The 16,199-nt window shown below is 71.9% G+C and carries 19 protein-coding genes; 8 read left to right on the forward strand and 11 right to left on the reverse strand.

From position 1 onward, the window contains the following. Positions 1 to 219 (reverse strand): hypothetical protein (locus ACFVH0_RS27720; RefSeq protein ID WP_385824490.1); only part of this gene is annotated, 219 nt, incomplete at its 3' end. A gap of 81 nt (positions 220 to 300) precedes the next feature. Here ACFVH0_RS27720 and ACFVH0_RS27725 point away from each other — a divergent pair. Then, entirely contained in the window at positions 301 to 1,275 is a 975-nt protein-coding gene (locus ACFVH0_RS27725; protein ID WP_385824492.1) for a GlxA family transcriptional regulator, read from the forward strand. Positions 1,276 to 1,378: 103 nt separating this feature from the next. Further along, positions 1,379 to 1,609 (forward strand): hypothetical protein, encoded by a 231-nt coding sequence (locus tag ACFVH0_RS27730; protein ID WP_385824494.1) that lies wholly within the window; start codon positions 1,379 to 1,381, stop codon positions 1,607 to 1,609. Positions 1,610 to 1,959: 350 nt separating this feature from the next. On the opposite strand, the gene ACFVH0_RS27735 is transcribed toward ACFVH0_RS27730, so the two are convergent. The 9 genes from ACFVH0_RS27735 to ACFVH0_RS27775 all read right to left on the reverse strand — a co-directional run bounded on the left by ACFVH0_RS27735 (position 1,960) and on the right by ACFVH0_RS27775 (position 10,350). Beyond that, entirely contained in the window at positions 1,960 to 2,691 is a 732-nt protein-coding gene (locus ACFVH0_RS27735; RefSeq protein WP_385824496.1) for a D-Ala-D-Ala carboxypeptidase family metallohydrolase, read from the reverse strand. A 179-nt stretch (positions 2,692 to 2,870) separates the two neighbouring features. Next, positions 2,871 to 3,509, reverse strand: a complete 639-nt coding sequence (def, locus tag ACFVH0_RS27740) for a peptide deformylase (protein ID WP_385824498.1) — start codon at positions 3,507 to 3,509, stop codon at positions 2,871 to 2,873. 143 nt (positions 3,510 to 3,652) lie between these two features. Beyond that, entirely contained in the window at positions 3,653 to 4,645 is a 993-nt protein-coding gene (locus ACFVH0_RS27745) for a tetratricopeptide repeat protein (RefSeq protein ID WP_385824500.1), read from the reverse strand. Between the two features lie 91 nt (positions 4,646 to 4,736). Continuing rightward, positions 4,737 to 6,020: an HD-GYP domain-containing protein gene (locus ACFVH0_RS27750; RefSeq protein ID WP_385824502.1), complete on the reverse strand. Its 1,284-nt coding sequence runs from the start codon at positions 6,018 to 6,020 to the stop codon at positions 4,737 to 4,739. Next, a complete protein-coding gene (locus tag ACFVH0_RS27755) occupies positions 6,017 to 7,447 on the reverse strand; it encodes an HD-GYP domain-containing protein (RefSeq protein ID WP_385824504.1) in 1,431 nt (476 codons plus the stop codon). The genes ACFVH0_RS27750 and ACFVH0_RS27755 overlap by 4 nt, the downstream gene beginning before the upstream one ends. A 137-nt stretch (positions 7,448 to 7,584) precedes the next feature. Continuing rightward, positions 7,585 to 7,905, reverse strand: coding sequence for a mycothiol system anti-sigma-R factor (rsrA, locus tag ACFVH0_RS27760; protein ID WP_124716484.1), 321 nt, complete (start codon positions 7,903 to 7,905; stop codon positions 7,585 to 7,587). Next, a complete protein-coding gene (locus ACFVH0_RS27765; protein ID WP_266729806.1) occupies positions 7,902 to 8,558 on the reverse strand; it encodes a sigma-70 family RNA polymerase sigma factor in 657 nt (218 codons plus the stop codon). The genes rsrA and ACFVH0_RS27765 overlap by 4 nt, the downstream gene beginning before the upstream one ends. Positions 8,559 to 8,831: 273 nt before the next feature. Beyond that, positions 8,832 to 9,467 carry an alpha/beta family hydrolase gene (locus ACFVH0_RS27770; protein ID WP_385824605.1) on the reverse strand — a complete coding sequence of 212 codons (636 nt, stop codon included), beginning with the start codon at positions 9,465 to 9,467 and terminating at the stop codon, positions 8,832 to 8,834. A gap of 67 nt (positions 9,468 to 9,534) precedes the next feature. Continuing rightward, positions 9,535 to 10,350, reverse strand: coding sequence for an SOS response-associated peptidase (locus tag ACFVH0_RS27775; RefSeq protein ID WP_385824506.1), 816 nt, complete (start codon positions 10,348 to 10,350; stop codon positions 9,535 to 9,537). Positions 10,351 to 10,428: 78 nt separating this feature from the next. Here ACFVH0_RS27775 and ACFVH0_RS27780 point away from each other — a divergent pair, with 78 nt between their 5' ends. The 4 genes from ACFVH0_RS27780 (at position 10,429) to ACFVH0_RS27795 (ending at position 14,008) form a co-directional block, all read left to right on the forward strand. Continuing rightward, positions 10,429 to 11,142 (forward strand): M50 family metallopeptidase, encoded by a 714-nt coding sequence (locus ACFVH0_RS27780; protein ID WP_385824508.1) that lies wholly within the window; start codon positions 10,429 to 10,431, stop codon positions 11,140 to 11,142. A gap of 115 nt (positions 11,143 to 11,257) precedes the next feature. Further along, positions 11,258 to 12,574, forward strand: a complete 1,317-nt coding sequence (aroA, locus tag ACFVH0_RS27785; RefSeq protein WP_385824510.1) for a 3-phosphoshikimate 1-carboxyvinyltransferase — start codon at positions 11,258 to 11,260, stop codon at positions 12,572 to 12,574. 3 nt (positions 12,575 to 12,577) lie between these two features. Beyond that, positions 12,578 to 13,594, forward strand: coding sequence for a ribosome small subunit-dependent GTPase A (gene rsgA / locus ACFVH0_RS27790; RefSeq protein WP_385824512.1), 1,017 nt, complete (start codon positions 12,578 to 12,580; stop codon positions 13,592 to 13,594). Between the two features lie 90 nt (positions 13,595 to 13,684). Continuing rightward, a complete protein-coding gene (locus ACFVH0_RS27795) occupies positions 13,685 to 14,008 on the forward strand; it encodes a DMT family transporter (RefSeq protein WP_385824514.1) in 324 nt (107 codons plus the stop codon). Here ACFVH0_RS27795 and ACFVH0_RS27800 read toward each other — a convergent pair. Next, entirely contained in the window at positions 13,938 to 14,621 is a 684-nt protein-coding gene (locus ACFVH0_RS27800) for a TetR/AcrR family transcriptional regulator (protein ID WP_385824516.1), read from the reverse strand. The two genes, ACFVH0_RS27795 and ACFVH0_RS27800, sit on opposite strands and share 71 nt — an antisense overlap. A 151-nt stretch (positions 14,622 to 14,772) precedes the next feature. Here ACFVH0_RS27800 and hisN point away from each other — a divergent pair, with 151 nt between their 5' ends. Then, positions 14,773 to 15,573 (forward strand): histidinol-phosphatase, encoded by an 801-nt coding sequence (gene hisN / locus ACFVH0_RS27805; protein ID WP_266912402.1) that lies wholly within the window; start codon positions 14,773 to 14,775, stop codon positions 15,571 to 15,573. Positions 15,574 to 15,749: 176 nt separating this feature from the next. Beyond that, positions 15,750 to 16,154, forward strand: a complete 405-nt coding sequence (locus ACFVH0_RS27810; protein ID WP_385824518.1) for a cyclic nucleotide-binding/CBS domain-containing protein — start codon at positions 15,750 to 15,752, stop codon at positions 16,152 to 16,154. Positions 16,155 to 16,199 lie beyond the last annotated feature (45 nt).

The raw sequence follows: 16,199 nt of genomic DNA on the forward strand, positions 1-16,199 counted from the left end.
CGGTCGATATCCCCGGCCCCAGTTTGGGGGGGGGGGCCGCCGCCCCGCGGTCCCGGTGGGCGCGGCGCCCGTCGTTTCCGGGGGGCCGTCGCTCCGCTCCCGTTCCGCGGCGCGCAGCTCGCGGTCGATGCGGTGTTCGCGGGCGAGTCCGGCGAGGGCGGGCAGCAGGACGAGGGTGATAAGTGCGGCTATGCCCAGGACGTTCGTGAATGTGTTCATGGCTCTACTCTCGTCCGCGCGGACACATTGCGGCAGTGGCAGGACTGTCATGGAACATCGAATTACTGCCACACTGGCTCCATGCTGAAAAATGTCGCCGCTCTGCTGCTCGACGAGGTCCACCCCTTCGAACTGGGCGTGCTGTGCGAGGTCTTCGGGCTCGACCGCAGCGACGCCGGCCTGCCGGTCCACGATTTCGCCGTGGTCTCCGCCGAGGGTCCACAGCTGCGCACCCATGCCGGCTTCACCATCAGTACGCCGCACGGCCTCGACCGCCTGGAGGAGGCCGATCTCATCGCCGTACCGGCCGGCAGCCACTTCATGGAGCGGGAGTACCCGGAAGAGGTACTCGGCGCCCTGCGCCGGGCCGTGGACCGGGGCGCCCGGGTGCTGAGCGTCTGCTCCGGCGCGTACGTGCTCGGAGCGGCCGGACTGCTGGACGGGCGCCGCTGCACCACCCACTGGCGCCACGCCGCGGAGCTGGCCCGTCGCTTCCCCCGGGCCGTCGTCGAACCCGATGTGCTGTACGTGGACGACGGCCAGGTCATCACCTCGGCGGGCACGGCGGCCGGGATCGACGCCTGTCTGCATCTGGTCCGGCAGGCGTACGGCCCCGACACGGCCAACGCGATCGCCCGCCGCATGGTGGTGCCGCCGCACCGGGACGGCGGCCAGGCGCAGTACATCGAGCGGCCGCTGCCCCGCACGCCCTGCGACACCGTCGGCGAGACGCTGGTCTGGATGGAGCGCCACCTCGACCAGGAGATGACCGTCGAGCAGCTCGCCGCCCAGGCCCACATGTCGCCGCGCACCTTCGCCCGCCGCTTCCAGCAGGAGACGGGCACCACTCCGTACCGCTGGCTGCTGCGCCAGCGGGTGCTGCTGGCACAGCATCTGCTGGAGACATCCGATGAAACGGTGGACACGATCGCCGGGCGCACCGGTTTCGGGACCGCCGCAGCCCTGCGCCACCAGTTCGTGCGCTCCTTGGGCACCACGCCGAACACGTACCGCCGCACCTTCCGCGGCCCGACCACGATGACCGGAGCGGCCTGATCCACGCACCGTCAGCCACAGGCCTGACGCCGGGTCAATCGTCCGTCTCCTCGCCACACCCGTCCATGGACCGCCGCCCGGCCGAGCCCACAGGGTCGTCCGCATGGACATGCGGACGACAGGACGAAGGACCATCTGGGCCGTGGTGGCCGCGCTCACCGCCGCGCTGCTGCCCTGGCAGAGCGCCTCGGCCGGGGGCACCGCCTCCGCCGCGCCCCCGCCGGAAGTGCTGCCCCCGTTGCGGCAACGGCAGCCCGGGGAGGGCGAGTTCACACTGGCCGACCGGGCCCGGGCGTGGCCCTGGTCCGGGGCGGCACGGCCGCCCGGGCGCTGACGGCGACCGCCGACGGGCACTACACGGTGCGCTCGGCCGGCACGGGCCAGTGCCTGGACGTGGTCCGCGGCAAGAAGTATCCGGGCGCACCGCTCGAGGTGGGGGCGGAGCTGTCGCTCGGCGACTGCTCGGCGGCGTCGCGCACCCAGCGCCGTCGTCCGGACACCGGGGCCGGGGCGCTGACCCTGCGCAACGCCATCTCGCAGCTGCGTCTGACGGAGCGGGCCGCGGACGGCGCCGCGGTCCAGACGACGGGCGGGACGCGGCCGACGGCGCGGACGGCCCGAGAAGCGGGGAAGGGCCCCGGTCGCCGCGTGCGGCTTCCGGGGCCCTTCCGTGTGCGGTGCGCGTCAGATGCCGCAGTTGGGCGCGGACCAGAAGTGGCTGGGCCCCTGGTTCACGTGGACGTGGTCGTTGTGGTCCGGGTAGCCCGGGCCGAGAATCCCGTTGAAGCCGTGGTAGCGGGCCTGCGTGGCCAGGGTGCAGAAGGCGATCCCGCCCAGGTCGGCCGCGTCGCCGTACAGATGACGGCTGTTCGACGCCCCGCCGACCGCGCTGTTGCAGGACGTGGAGCGGAAGCCGCTGTTGACCGTGATGGGGCGGTCACCGAGCGCGTGGCGCAGCGCCTCCAGCTTCCACATGGTGCTCAGCGCGTTGGCCTTGGCCGTTCCCGCAGCGACGGCACCACCGGCCCAGGTGCTGTTGCAGTGGTTGAGCTCGGCGTACGTGAAGTGCGCCGGAGTGCAGTCGTTGTCCTGGAGTTCGTAGATCTTGGCCTGGGTGGCGGGGCCCGCGATGCCGTCGGCGGCCAGCCCGTAGGCGGCCTGGAAGCGCTTGACGGCGGCGGTGGTGGCCGGTCCGTAGGAGCCGTCGATGGCGAGCACCGAGTTGTAGCCGGGGTAACCGGCCACCCGGATCTGGAGCTGGACGACGTCATTGCCGGTGGCGCCGGGGGACATCGTGCGGGTCCAGGTGTAGCAGCCGTCGGCCTGTGCGGTGCCGGCGGTCACCACGGCGCCGCCCAAGGCGAAAGCCATGGTCATGACAAGTCCGAGCAGAAGTCGTGCCGTACGTCTGAGCATGTGGGGGCTCCCCGCTGTGACGGAAGTGTGGTCAGTGAGCTTGTCGGACGAGTCGACGCGCGTCAACCACCCATGGATTAATGGCAGTTGACATACCTCCGGGAGAGAAGACAACGGGCCCGGACCCCCTCGCGGGATGGCGAGGAGGCCGGGCCCGTCGGTGACGGCCGAGTACGCGCTCAGTCGTTCGGCACGACCTCGTAGCGCGGCGTGTTCTCCGCCATCTGCCGCAGCGCGTCCTTGCGGTCCCGCTTCGAGAGCCGGTCGATGTACAGGTAGCCGTACAGGTGGTCCGTCTCGTGCTGGAGGCAGCGGGCGAAGTAGCCGTTGCCCCGGACCTTGATCGGGTTGCCCTTGGCGTCCTGACCGCGGACCACCGCGTAGTCCGGGCGGGCCAGCGAGGCGTACGCCGTCGGGACGGAGAGGCAGCCCTCGTTGGAGTCGTCCAGGACCCGGTCCTCCGGCGCCAGCTCTTCGAGCACCGGGTTGCAGACGACGCCCGTGTGCCGCACACCGTCGTCGTCCGGGCAGTCGTAGACGAAGACCTTGAGGTCGACGCCGATCTGGTTGGCTGCCAGGCCGACGCCCTCCGCCGCCCGCTGGCTCGCGAACATGTCGTCGATCAGCCGGCCCAGCTCGTCGTCGAACTCGGTGACGTCCTTGCACTCCGTGTGGAGCACCGGGTTGCCCACCACCGTGATCGGACGGGAGGTGCCGCGCTCGCGATATGCCTCCTCGCGCGCCTCACAGTCCTCGGTGTCCACGACGAAACCCTCGTCGTCGACGCTGATCTGCTCGTCCGTCTCCTGCTGCGCCATGTCCGCCGTACGCCTTCCTCAAAACCTGAAACCCGGCCCTGGGTCTGAAGCCGGGCCCTGCCTGAAGCCCGGCCGTCCGACATGTTCCGGGGCGCGGGCACCCGAGCACCGCGACCGGTGCCCGTACAGCCTAAGGGCACCGGTCAGCAGACTTCTTCGAGATCCCGCCACTCGCGGCTGTCCGGGCTGTCCGCCACCCAGCCGTCCAGCAGACCGCGCACCAGCCCGGCCGGTGCCGCTATCCCGCACTCCCGCTCGGGCACCCACAGGTCACCGGCGGTGCGGTGGCCCAGCGGGCCCGGATGCCCCGGTTCGCTCTGGTCGTGCGGGTCGAGGTGCTCGCCGTCGCCCTCGTCGCTCTCCATCCGGCTCTCCGAGCAGGCCCGGCAGAGCAGCCGCACGGAGGACGACCAGTCCTCGGCGGCGAACCCGGCGTCGGAGGCCAGTTGCTCCAGCGCGTCCCGGTCCGCCTCGGTGGCCGCTTCGAGCAGCACCACCCAGGTGGGTACGGGGGACGGCGCCCACAGCTCGATCTCGTCGAAGACGGGGTAGGAGGGCCCGGCCGCGGTGACCCGCTCGCCGTGCGGCACCCCGTCGTGCAGGACGACCTCGCCCCAGCGCCGGCCGGACGACGGCAGCGGGATGGAGAGCACCTCCATCCGGGCCGGATCGAGCCTGCGGCCCCAGACCACCTCGGCCTCGCCCTCCGGCGACAGCCGTACCGCGGCACTGCCCAGCTCCATGCCGACCGGCTCGCTGTTGGCCGCCGATGTGTGCTGGCCGGCGCCCGGCACCTTCAGGCCGTACGCCTGCCAGGCCCGGCGGGCCAGCGGCCAGTCCTGCAACGCGGTGGCGGCGATCCCGACGTTCCACCAGTCGGGAGCGCCGGACTCCTTGTCCAGCAGCGCCACGGCCCGCAGGCCGGCGGCTCTCGCCTGTTCCCAGTCATGCCGGAACTTGTGCAGCAGCGCCAGGTTGAACCACGACTCGGAGAGCCAGGGTTCCAGGTCCGCCGCACGTGTCAGCAGTGCGCCCGCGTCCTCGTACCGGCCGTCGCCGATCAGCGTGAACGCGCGGTCCGTGGCCTGCCGCCAAGAGGCGGAGGGCCGATGCCGTACCTTCCCGAAGATCCTCACGATTCCCGCCTGTCCCGACTGGACACCCTCGTTTTCCGCTCTTCTTCGCATCCAACCATGCCGGGCCGGACGCCCGCTCATTACCCATGGGTTACCCGGGCAGGACCGGGGCCGGACCGCCCCGGGCGAGGACCCTGGCCAGTGATTCCACGACTTCGGGCTGGTAGTCGTGGGCGGTCCCGAGCCTGAGTTGTTCCAGCGCGCCCAGCGGCCCGATGAGACTTTCCCCGCACAGGTCGTCGTATGCGTTGACGGCCCTGACGATCCTGGCGGACAACGGCTGCTCGCGGTAGGGGTCGGCCTGCCGTTCCACGACGACGGCGACCTCGGGATCCACCCCGGTCTGCCGGACCACCGCCCCGCCGAGCAGCGCGATGCGGCGCTGCTCGGCGGCCGGCAGGGTGGCCGTCGCGCCGTCCGGGACCGGGTCGACCAGCGAGAGCTGGCCGATGTCGTGCATCAGGGCGGCGTGTTCCAGCACGGTCAGCCGGTTCCCGGAGAGCCCCAGCTCACGGCCGACGGCCCGGCAGAGCACCGCGACCCGGCGAGCGTGGCCGTGCGGCGTATATCCGGCGATCTCGGTGGACCTGGCGAGCGAGGCGATCGTCTGCCGGTAGGTGGTGCGCACCGCGACGAACCGGCGGAACGAGACATGGGTCAGCAGCAGCGGTACGCACAGGACCGGCAGCGCCCACAGCCCGGCGACGGCCACCCCGAGGGCCATCACGACCCCGGTCGCGCAGACCGCCGACCCGATGCCGAGGAGACCGCGCAGCTCGTCCCTCAGCAGCGGCGGGTAGGGGTGGCGGGTGCGCGAGCGCAGCAGCAGGGCCGCGAGCACCGCGTCGCACAGCGCGGTCAGGACGAGGATCGAGAGCAGGACGAGCACGTAGTACGGGCCCTCGCCCGACCAGCTCGCGGTACGGCCGCTGTTGTACAGCGGCTGGAAGCACACGGCGGCGAAGGTGACGGTCAGCACGCGGCGGGCCACCTGGTCCGGGGCAGGCCCCGTGCCACGGGCCACATGGGGCACACAGGCGACGAGGTGCGCCGCGACGAGCACGGCGATCACCTGGAGGACACCGTGGTGGGTGGGTTCGCCGCCGCTGCGGCCGAGGAGGGCGTACGCGAGGGCTCCGGCGGCGCCCAGCGGTGCGGGCTCGCGCTCGCCGGGCAGCGCGCCCCAGCGGGCCAGCTCGCCGACGGTGATGAGCACCCCGAAGGCGAGGGCGTGGCCGGGGTCGTGGACGCCGGTCCAGAGGGTGTGGCCGAGTCCGGCGACGGCGAGCAGGGCCGCGGCGGCGCGGACGGTGAGCACGGCGGTGGGCAGCCGGATCCCGGCTCCGGCCCTGGCTGCGGCTCCGGTCCGGGTCATCCGCGGCGGTCCGCGGGCGACTGCGGAGCGGGCACCGGGGACTTCGGCGGCGGTACGTGGTCGAGCCCGCCGGGACGCCGGACGGCCCCGGCCTCCGTACGCCCGCCCCGCGGCCTCGGGAGGCCGGGCTCGTCCGCCGTCCCGGCCGTCGTCACCGCCGACCAGCCGTGCCGTTCCAGTCCGCGCACCAGCGCCCGGACCATCTGCGGGTCGAACTGCGTGCCCGCACACCGCTTCAGCTCCTCCAGCGCGGCCGGCACCGGCCGTCCCCGCCGGTAGGACCGGGTCGAGGTCATCGCGTCGAAGGCGTCGGCCACCGCGACGACCCGGGCGAACTCCGGGATCTCGCGCCCGCTGAGCCCGTACGGGTAGCCGCTGCCGTCCAGCCGTTCGTGGTGGTGCAGGATCGCGGCCCGTGCCTCGCCGAGGAAGCCGATGCCGCGGACGATCTCGTGCCCGTACTCCGGATGCAGTTCGATCACCTGTCGCTCCTCCGGCGTGAGCGGACCGTCCTTGCGGAGCACCCGGGTGGGGACGCCGAGCTTGCCGACGTCGTGCAGGATGCCGGCGAACCGGACGACCTCCAGGCGGCCGGGGTCCATGCCCAGTTCACTGGCGATGAGGACGGAGGCCCGCCCGACCCGTTCGCTGTGGCCGCGGGTGTAGGTGTCCTTGATGTCGACGGCCTGCACCAGCGCCCTGATGGTGGCGCGGTGCGCGGCGTGCTCGCGGTGGTACTGGGCGAAGACCCAGCAGGAGATGTACATCGGCAGCAGGACGATCAGCGCGGACAGCGGTCCGTACGGGCCGCGCCACAGGACAGCCATCATCAGCCCGGCCAGTCCGTGCACCAGATGCGGTCCCAGCGAGCGGCCCAGCAGCCCGCTCCAGGCCCGCCGCAGGGGCAGCCGTTCGGCCGCCACCAGGATGGAGCCGTCCAGCGCGGCCAGTACGAGGCTGAAGGCCAGGGCGGCGGCACAGGCGGGCAGGATCGCGTAGGGCAGGTCGGGGAGGCGGCCGGGGCCGCCGAGCGTTGCGGTGCCGCCGAGAGCCGCGTGGACGGTCGAGGCGGCCCAGACCGTGAGGGCGAGCTGTGCGGCCCGCCAGACGCGCCGTGCGGTGAAGGGCGGCTGCTCGACCCGGCCGACGAGCGATCCGGGCACCGCGACGAGGGCGGCGGCGGCCGGCGGCAGCAGGAACGCGGCGGCCAGCAGCAACGGAAAGAACGATCCGGCACGGATCGGCACGGAGCTTCCGAAGAAGGGGCGGCGCCCGGGGAGTTCACAGGCCAGATAGAGCCCGGTGAGCAGTGCGACGGTGCCCCAGGGGGTTCCCGCGCCGCCGCGCAGCGCGGGGAGCGCACAGAGCAGGGCGCCCAGCGCGACCACCGGAATGAACGTGCGCGCCGCACCGCGTGTGGCTCTCACCCGCTCGGCCCGCCCCCCAACATGGTCAATGGAGGCGCCAGGCTAGCGAGTTGCACGACCGGTCGAGCGTCAATGAGCCCGATTAGCACATTCGGGTGATTCGGGAGCGGCGGCCGGTACGGTCCGGCCGCCGGGTGTCACTCCTTGGCGGCTGTCGGCTGTCCGCTCTCCGCCGCCGTCACGTCCTGCTCGGGCACGGCCTGCCCCGAGCGGATCAGATCGATCCGGCCCATCACCTTGGACCGCAGGTCACTCGGCACGTCGTCCTGGCCGCAGCACCGCTTCACCAGCTTCTTGACGGCCTGCTCCAGTCCGTACTTCTCCAGGCACGGGGAGCACTCCTCGAAGTGCACCTCGAACTTGGTGCAGTCGCTGTCGGGCATCTCGTGGTCGAGGAACTCGTAGAGATGATCGAGGACTTCCGAGCAGTCCGTCTCGTGCGGCTCTCCGCAGCTCATGAGCCCGAGCCTTTCCGATCGTCCGACTCTCCGGCACCGGCCGGGACGAGCCCGCGCTCACGGGCGTAGTCCTCCAGCATGCCGCGCAGCTGGCGGCGGCCCCGGTGCAGTCGGGACATCACCGTACCGATGGGAGTCCCCATGATGTCCGCGATCTCCTTGTAGGCAAAGCCCTCGACATCGGCGAGATACACGGCGATGCGGAACTCTTCGGGGATCGCCTGCAGAGCGGACTTCACGTCGGAGTCGGGCAGGTGGTCGAGCGCCTGCGACTCGGCGGAACGCAGACCCGTCGACATGTGCGACTCGGCGCGCGCCAGCTGCCAGTCCTCGATCTCCTCGGCGGCGCTGCGCTGGGGTTCGCGCTGCTTCTTGCGGTACGAGTTGATGAACGTATTGGTGAGGATGCGGTACATCCACGCCTTGAGGTTGGTGCCCTCACGGAACTGGTGGAAGGAGCCGTACGCCTTGGCATACGTCTCCTGGACCAGGTCCTCGGCGTCCGCGGGGTTGCGCGTCATGCGCAGCGCGGCCGAGTACATCTGGTCGAGGAAACCGAGCGCGTCCCGCTCGAAGCGCGCGTTGCGCTCGGCGGACGTCTCCTGTGCGCGGCCGTCGTCGGTCCCTGTGTCGGTCCCAGTGACCGGACCCACCTCCTCCAACGCTGTGGCGGAGCCGAAACCGGACCCGCTCGAATCGGAGAATAGTCGACCTTGCTTCGAGACGGGCTGTCGATCCGATCCGCCCAGTGCCCGCTCGGGAGTGGTCCTGGCCGCATGCAGCACCGTCCACTCCAGGTCAGCGGCGTTCGAGCGGCTCGGGCAGATGGTCGAACCCATGCGACGGACTCCCTCTCCACGTACGACGTTGATGTACCGATGACACCGACAACAGTGGCCCCTCGCCCAACATTCCCGGGGTGGACGTCACACGAGGGCGGACAGCCATCCGGTCACGGCGCCGGTGAGGATCTCCATCGCCTCGTCCTGGCTCGGCCCGGCCTTCTTCGGTACGGCGAACCCATGGTCGGCGTACGGCACTTCGGCCAGCCCGTACTCCCCCGGCGGGAATTCGGCGGGCCGCCCGAACGGGTCGTGGCCGCCCTGCACGACGAGCGTGGGCACCCCGGAGCCGAGCAGTTCGTCCGCGCGGGACTTCTCCGGCTTGCCCGGCGGGTGCAGCGGGAAGCTCAGTGCGAGTACGGCGTGGGCGCCGAGCTCCGCGGCCGTCCGGCAGGCCACCCGGGCCCCCGCGCTCCGCCCGCCCGCGACGACGGGCGGCCCGGCGGCGGCGAGCGCGGGCCACAGCCCCCGCCATCCGGTGTCCAGGGTCTTCGGGGCGGGCGCGAGCCGCTTCCCGGCGACCCGCCACGGCTGCTCGACCAGGGCGACGGTCACCCCGTGTGCGGGCAGCGCGGCGGCCAGGGCCCGCAGGTCGCGGGCCTCGACGCCACCGCCCGCGCCATGGCCGAGGGCCAGCACCAGGCGGGCTCCCGCCGCTTTCGTCGTACCGGTCGCCGGGAACCAGGTGATCCTGGCCGGTCCGGCGTCGGTGTCGGCCATTTCGGCGGTCCCGGCCCCGCGGCCCGTCTCTGCAGTAGTCACGCGCCCCATCCTCCCCGCCGGGAGTTCAGAAGAGGGTGCCCACTTCCGGCGCGGCCAGTTCTTCCAGCAGTTCGGGCCCGTTGTTGCGGACGTTGCTGACGGCCGTGGCCACCGGGTAGGCCCGCATCAGCCCGCCCGGCGGCGGGGCGAGCAGCGCCCTCAGCTCCTCGACGTCGGTGCGGGACGGGTCGAGCCAGTCGTCCCAGCGGTCCGGCGTCAGCATCAGCGGCATCCGGGGGTGGATGTCGGCGAGCGCGGCCGGGCCGTCCGCGGGGGCGACGGCGAGCGGGGTGCTCTCCGCCTCGGTGGTGATCACCGTGCACGTCACCCACCAGGCCATCGGGTGGTCGTCGGGCAGGGTCCGGTCGCGCCAGAACTCGTACAGCCCGGCCATCGCGAAGACCGATCCGTCGGCGGGGGTCACGAAGTACGGCTGCTTGCGCGGGCGCTTCTTCTTCCCCTTCTCCTCCAGCTGCCGCTCGTCCGCGCCGGTGACCCACTCGTAGTAGCCGTCGGCGGGCAGGATGCAGCGCCGGGAGACGAAGGGGCGGCGGAAGGACGGCTTCTCGTGGACGGTCTCCGCGCGGGCGTTGATCATCCGTGCGGCGCCCTCCGGGGACTTCGCCCAGGACGGCACGAGTCCCCATTTCAGAGCACGCAGCTGGCGAACCGGACGCTGGTCGTCTGCGTCTTTGAGAGGACGCTCCAGTACGGCGTAGACCTCCTTGGTGGGCGCCACGTTCCAATCGGGTGCCAGGGCCTCGGCCGGCTCCCACTTCTCGACATGGAAGAGTCCGGTCAGGTCCTCGGGCCGCCGACTCGCTGAATACCGTCCGCACATGAGTGCCAGACTGCCACGACCGTCACCCCGGCAGGACGCCGATCCCGCAAGCCGACACCGCAAGGAGCCGCCCTCACCATGGACAGCACCGAACTGGGCAATCTGTGGGACCGCGTGTTCGGCACCCAGCCCGCCCCCGAGCAGTGGCTGGTGGTGGTCACCGGCACGCTCGCGCTGATCGCCGTAGTGCCGAACCCGCTCTGGCGGCTGACCCGCAACGCGATCACCATCGCGCACGAGGGCGGTCACGGGCTGATCGCCCTGCTCACCGGCCGGCAGCTGTCCGGCATCCGGCTGCACTCGGACACCAGCGGCCTGACCGTCAGCCGCGGCAAGCCGACCGGCATCGGCATGGTCCTCACCGCGGCCGCCGGCTACACCGCCCCGTCACTGCTGGGCCTGGGCGGCGCGTGGCTGCTGGTCGACGGCCGGATCACGCTGCTGCTGTGGGTGGCCACCGCCCTGCTCGCCGTGATGCTGGTGATGATCCGCAATGTGTACGGGGCGCTGACGGTGATCGTCACCGGCTCGGTCTTCCTGCTGGTGTCCTGGCTGGCCTCACCCGCCTGGCAGTCGCTGTTCGCGTACACCGTGGTCTGGTTCCTGCTCCTGGGCGGCGTGCGCCCGGCCTTCGAGCTCCAGTCCAAGCGGCGGTACGGCGGTGCCCCGGACTCGGACGCCGACCAGTTGTCGCGGCTGACGGACGTACCGGCCGCGCTCTGGCTCTTCCTGTTCCACGCGGTGTCGCTCTGCTCGCTGATCGGCGGCGGTCGCTGGCTGCTCGGTATGTGAGACATGAGGGGCGGCCGGCGGCCCGCGACGGCGGCCACGCCGACCGGACGGCGGCGACGGCCCCGGCCGAGGCCGTTGAGACCCCCGGATTGCCGGGCGGTCTAAAGTGAGATCCATGACCGAAAGCTCCGTGCACCCCGCTCTCTGGCCCGCCCCGCATGCGACCGGGGCGGTCGACGCGACCGTCACCGTGCCCGGATCGAAGTCGGTCACCAATCGCGCGCTGGTCCTCGCCGCGCTCGCCGCCGAGCCCGGCTGGCTGCGCCGCCCGCTGCGTTCCCGCGACACCCTGCTGATGGCCGAGGCGCTGCGCTCGATGGGCGTCGGCATCGAGGAGGGCGTGGGCCCGGACGGCTCCGGCGAGGCCTGGCGGGTCATTCCGGCCGGGCTGCACGGCCCCACCACGGTCGACGTCGGCAACGCCGGTACGGTCATGCGCTTCCTGCCGCCGGTCGCGACCCTGGCCGACGGCCCGGTCCGCTTCGACGGCGACCCGCGTTCGTACGAGCGCCCGCTGACCGGCGTGATCGAGGCGCTGCGGGTGCTCGGTGCCCGGATCGACGACGAGGGGCGCGGCTCGCTCCCGATGACCGTGCACGGCAGCGGTGCGCTGGACGGCGGTCCGGTGGCGATCGACGCCTCCTCGTCCTCCCAGTTCGTCTCGGCGCTGCTGTTGTCGGCGCCGCGCTTCAACCAGGGGGTGGAGGTGCGTCACACCGGCGCCCGGCTCCCCTCCATGCCGCACATCCGGATGACCGTCGACATGCTGCGGGCGGTCGGCGCGCAGGTGGACGAGCCGGAGACGGGCGGCGAGCCGAACGTCTGGCGGGTCGCCCACTCCGCCCTCCTCGGCCGCGATCTGACCATCGAGCCCGACCTCTCCAACGCCCAGCCGTTCCTGGCGGCCGCGCTGGTCACCGGCGGCCGGGTCACGATCCCCGACTGGCCCGAGCACACCACCCAGCCGGGCGACGCGCTGCGGGAGATCTTCACCGCGATGGGCGGCAGCTGCGAGCTGACCGAGCACGGTCTCACCTTCACCGGTTCGGGCCGGATCCACGGCATCGACGTCGACCTCGGCGAGGTCGGCGAGCTGACCCCGGGCATCGCGGCGGTCGCGGCCCTGGCCGATTCGCCGTCCACCCTGAGCGGCGTCGCCCATCTGCGGCTGCACGAGACGGACCGGCTGGCCGCCCTCACCAAGGAGATCAACGAGCTGGGCGGCGATGTCACCGAGACCGCCGACGGCCTCCACATCCGGCCCCGTCCGCTGCACGGCGGTACTTTCCATACCTACGACGACCACCGGATGGCGACCGCGGGGTCGATCATCGGCCTTGCCGTACCCGGAGTGGAGATCGAGAACGTGGCGACGACCGCCAAGACCCTGCCGGACTTCCCGCAGATGTGGACCGGAATGCTCGGGGCCTGAGACATGCGCCGCTACGGCAAGAACCCCGACGAGGACGACATCCGGTTCCGCCCCAACCCGAAGGGCAACCGGCCTCGCACCCATACCCGCCCGAAGCACGAGGACGCCGAGGAGGGCATGGTCCTCACCGTCGACCGGGGCCGCCTCACCTGTCTCGTCGACGGCCGTACGGTCATGGCGATGAAGGCCCGTGAGCTGGGCCGGAAGGCCGCCGTGGTGGGTGACACCGTCTCCATCGTCGGTGATCTCTCCGGCGACAAGGACACCCTCGCGCGCATCGTCCGCATCGGTGAGCGCCGCTCGGTGCTGCGCCGGACGGCGGACGACGACGATCCGTTCGAGCGGGTGGTCGTGGCCAACGCGGACCAGCTGGCGATCGTGACCGCCCTGGCGGATCCGGAACCCCGTCCCAGGATGATCGACCGCTGTCTGGTCGCGGCGTACGACGGCGGGCTCTCCCCGCTCCTCGTACTCACCAAGTCCGACCTGGCCTCCCCGGACAAGCTGCTGGAGGCGTACACGCCGCTGGGCGTCCCGTTCATCGTGACCAGCCGCGAGGAGCTGGAGAACGGCGACGCGGCCGAGCGGGTCCGCGAGCAGCTGAAGGACCGGGTCACCGCCTTCGTCGGGCACTCCGGCGTCGGCAAGACCACGCTGGTCAACGCACTGGTACCGAAGGACCGCCGGCGCACGACGGGAGTGGTCAACGCGGTCACGGGGCGCGGCCGGCACACCACCACATCGGCGCTGGCGCTGCCGCTGCCCGACTACCGCGGCTGGGTGATCGACACCCCCGGCGTGCGCTCCTTCGGGCTCAACCACATCGACCCGTCCCGGGTGATCCACGCGTTCCCGGACCTGGAGCCCGGCACCGAGGAGTGCCCGCGCGGCTGCACCCACGACAGCCACGAACCGGAATGCGCCCTGGCCGCCTGGGTGGCCGACGGTCACGCAGATCCGGCCCGGCTGGACTCGCTGCACCGGCTGCTCTCCACCCGGGAGCGACGCGAAGGCGACTGACCGGGGCACGTTTGCGATCTGCTGTCACCGGTAAGTGCATAATCACATTCAGTGTGGCAAGGCGGTCACCGACGCGGGAGGGCACTGACGATGGCGTGGCTGCTGGTCGTGGTCGCAGGACTTCTGGAGACCGGCTTCGCCGTCTGTCTGAAACTCTCGCACGGCTTCACCCGGCTCTGGCCGACCATCGCGTTCTGCGTCTTCGCTCTCGGCAGCTTCGGTCTGCTGACGATGTCGCTGAAGAAGCTCGACGTGGGCCCCGCCTACGCCGTGTGGACGGGCATCGGCGCGGCGGGCACCGCGATCTACGGCATGGTCTTCCTCGACGACGTGGTCTCCACGCTCAAGCTGGTGTCGATCTCCCTGGTGATCGTCGGGGTGATCGGGCTCCAGCTCTCGGGCTCGTCCCACTGACCGCGTACGGCACCCGCGCCACCACGTGGCGCACCAGCGGTGCCGGCTCTCCCCCGGTCCCCGAAGGGGCAGGCACCAGCGCGTAGCTCAGGGCGAGCCGCAGCACGATCTCGCAGGTCATGGCCAGTTCCTCCGGGTCCTGGGGTGGCCGTTCCCCGTCGAGGGCGGCCACCGCGCGTTCACCGGCCCGGCGGAGCAGTTCGGCGGGGGCCGGCAGCCCGGGATCGCCGCTCCGAGGGCCGGGCAGCGGCTCCCCGCATCCGGCGGCGAGGGATCCGGGGCGGGGTAACCGCTCGCTCCAGCAGCCGGTGAGCAACGCCTTGACCAGCACGTTCGTCCGTACGGCCCGGACGGTCCAGGCGGCGGTGGCGGCCAGTCCGTCCGCAGTACCGTCGGCCGTTCCCAGCGCGCGCTCGACCCCGGCCAGATAGCCGTCGACGGCGTCCCGCACCAGGGCGCGGGCCAGGCCGTCCTTGCCGCCGAACTCGTTGTGGAGGGTCTGCCGGGAGACTCCGGCGGCGGATGCCACGTCGACCATGCGCACCGACGTCCAGGGCAGGGTCGCCAGCGCCGAGAGGGCGGCGTCCAGCAGTGCTTTCCGCGCTGTGGGCATCGTCGCCTCCCGCGCCGAGGGCTCCGCGTCCCAGCGTCGGCGCGGCCCCGGGGACTGTCAATGGTCCGCGCGGCTCCGGGCTCATGGCACTGGGGGCGTGTGGCTCTGGGGGCGTGTGGCTCCGTTCACCTTCGGTCGATACTGTGACGGCATGCCCGATTACCACGATGATCTGCGCCTTGCCCATGTACTGGCGGACGCCGCCGACGCGGCGACGATGGACCGGTTCAAGGCCCTCGACCTCAAGGTCGAGACGAAGCCGGACATGACGCCGGTGAGCGAGGCCGACAAGGCCGCCGAGGAACTGATCCGCGGCCACCTCCATCGGGCCCGCCCGCGTGACGCGATTCTGGGCGAGGAATTCGGGATCGAGGGCACTGGCCCTCGCCGCTGGGTCATCGACCCGATCGACGGCACCAAGAACTATGTGCGCGGAGTGCCCGTCTGGGCGACGCTGATCTCGCTGATGGAGGCCGGCGAGGACGGCTTCCAGCCGGTCGTCGGCGTGGTGTCGGCCCCCGCGCTGAACCGGCGCTGGTGGGCGGCCAAGGGAGCCGGGGCGTACACCGGCCGCAGCCTGACCTCCGCGACCCGGCTCCAGGTGTCGAAGGTGGAGCGGATCGCGGACTCCTCGTTCGCGTACGCCTCGCTGAGCGGCTGGGAGGAGCAGGGCCGCCTCGACGGGTTCCTGGACCTGACCCGGGCCTGCTGGCGCACCCGTGGATACGGGGACTTCTGGCCGTACATGATGGTCGCCGAGGGCTCGGTGGACATCTGCGCGGAGCCGGAGCTCTCACTCTGGGACATGGCCGCCAACGCGATCGTCGTCCAGGAGGCGGGCGGGAAGTTCACCAGCCTGGACGGGGTCTCCGGTCCGGGCGGCGGCAACGCGGCGGCCTCGAACGGCCTGCTCCACCACGAGCTGCTCGGCTATCTGAACCAGCGCTACTGACCCGGCTCGCACGCCGGGATCGTGTCCCCCGGGGCGCCGCGCGCTTCCGCGCGCCCCCGGGGGAGCTTCGTCCCCCCTTGTCCCGTCCCCGCATCGGTGCAACTCTGAGAGTCCCCCCGCTTGTGAATTTGTGAATCGACTCACGCAGTCGTTTCACCAAGGAGGTGGCTCCCTTCATGCTCGTCCGTGACGCCATGAGCACGCTGGTCCTCACCATCGGGCCCGCCCATACGCTCCGCCAGGCCGCCCGGCTGATGTCGGTCCGCCATGTCGGGGCCGCGGTCGTACTCGACCAGGACAACAGCGGGCTCGGCATCCTCACCGAACGCGACATCCTCAACGCGGTCGGCTCCGGACAGGATCCGGACGTCGAGACCGTCGCCACCCACACCACCAACGATGTGGTCTTCGCCGCGCCCACCTGGACCCTGGAAGAGGCCGCGGTGGCCATGACGCACGGCGGGTTCCGGCATCTGATCGTGCTGGACGGCCACGGACCCGTGGGCATCGTCTCCGTCCGCGACATCCTGCGCTGCTGGGCGCCCGCCCGGCGCCGCCACCACGCGGAACTCATCGGCTGAGCCCCGCGAATCGGCTGAGCCCCGCGAACGACCGGTGGGCCGGTC

Origin of the sequence: Streptomyces sp. NPDC127117 (assembly GCF_042677325.1) — a bacterium.
Lineage (GTDB): Bacteria > Actinomycetota > Actinomycetes > Streptomycetales > Streptomycetaceae > Streptomyces.

Excerpts from the sequence above, each read along its gene's own strand:
- ACFVH0_RS27795 (WP_385824514.1), top strand. The coding sequence starts at position 13,685 with ATGGCGTGGCTGCTGGTCGTGGTCGCAGGACTTCTGGAGACCGGCTTC.
- rsrA (WP_124716484.1), bottom strand. The coding sequence starts at position 7,905 with ATGAGCTGCGGAGAGCCGCACGAGACGGACTGCTCGGAAGTCCTCGAT.
- hisN (WP_266912402.1), top strand. The coding sequence starts at position 14,773 with ATGCCCGATTACCACGATGATCTGCGCCTTGCCCATGTACTGGCGGAC.
- def (WP_385824498.1), bottom strand. The coding sequence starts at position 3,509 with ATGGCGCAGCAGGAGACGGACGAGCAGATCAGCGTCGACGACGAGGGT.
- ACFVH0_RS27770 (WP_385824605.1), bottom strand. The coding sequence starts at position 9,467 with ATGGCCGACACCGACGCCGGACCGGCCAGGATCACCTGGTTCCCGGCG.
- ACFVH0_RS27775 (WP_385824506.1), bottom strand. The coding sequence starts at position 10,350 with ATGTGCGGACGGTATTCAGCGAGTCGGCGGCCCGAGGACCTGACCGGA.
- ACFVH0_RS27800 (WP_385824516.1), bottom strand. The coding sequence starts at position 14,621 with ATGCCCACAGCGCGGAAAGCACTGCTGGACGCCGCCCTCTCGGCGCTG.
- aroA (WP_385824510.1), top strand. The coding sequence starts at position 11,258 with ATGACCGAAAGCTCCGTGCACCCCGCTCTCTGGCCCGCCCCGCATGCG.
- ACFVH0_RS27730 (WP_385824494.1), top strand. The coding sequence starts at position 1,379 with ATGGACATGCGGACGACAGGACGAAGGACCATCTGGGCCGTGGTGGCC.
- ACFVH0_RS27725 (WP_385824492.1), top strand. The coding sequence starts at position 301 with ATGCTGAAAAATGTCGCCGCTCTGCTGCTCGACGAGGTCCACCCCTTC.
- ACFVH0_RS27810 (WP_385824518.1), top strand. The coding sequence starts at position 15,750 with ATGCTCGTCCGTGACGCCATGAGCACGCTGGTCCTCACCATCGGGCCC.
- ACFVH0_RS27750 (WP_385824502.1), bottom strand. The coding sequence starts at position 6,020 with ATGACCCGGACCGGAGCCGCAGCCAGGGCCGGAGCCGGGATCCGGCTG.
- ACFVH0_RS27780 (WP_385824508.1), top strand. The coding sequence starts at position 10,429 with ATGGACAGCACCGAACTGGGCAATCTGTGGGACCGCGTGTTCGGCACC.
- rsgA (WP_385824512.1), top strand. The coding sequence starts at position 12,578 with ATGCGCCGCTACGGCAAGAACCCCGACGAGGACGACATCCGGTTCCGC.
- ACFVH0_RS27735 (WP_385824496.1), bottom strand. The coding sequence starts at position 2,691 with ATGCTCAGACGTACGGCACGACTTCTGCTCGGACTTGTCATGACCATG.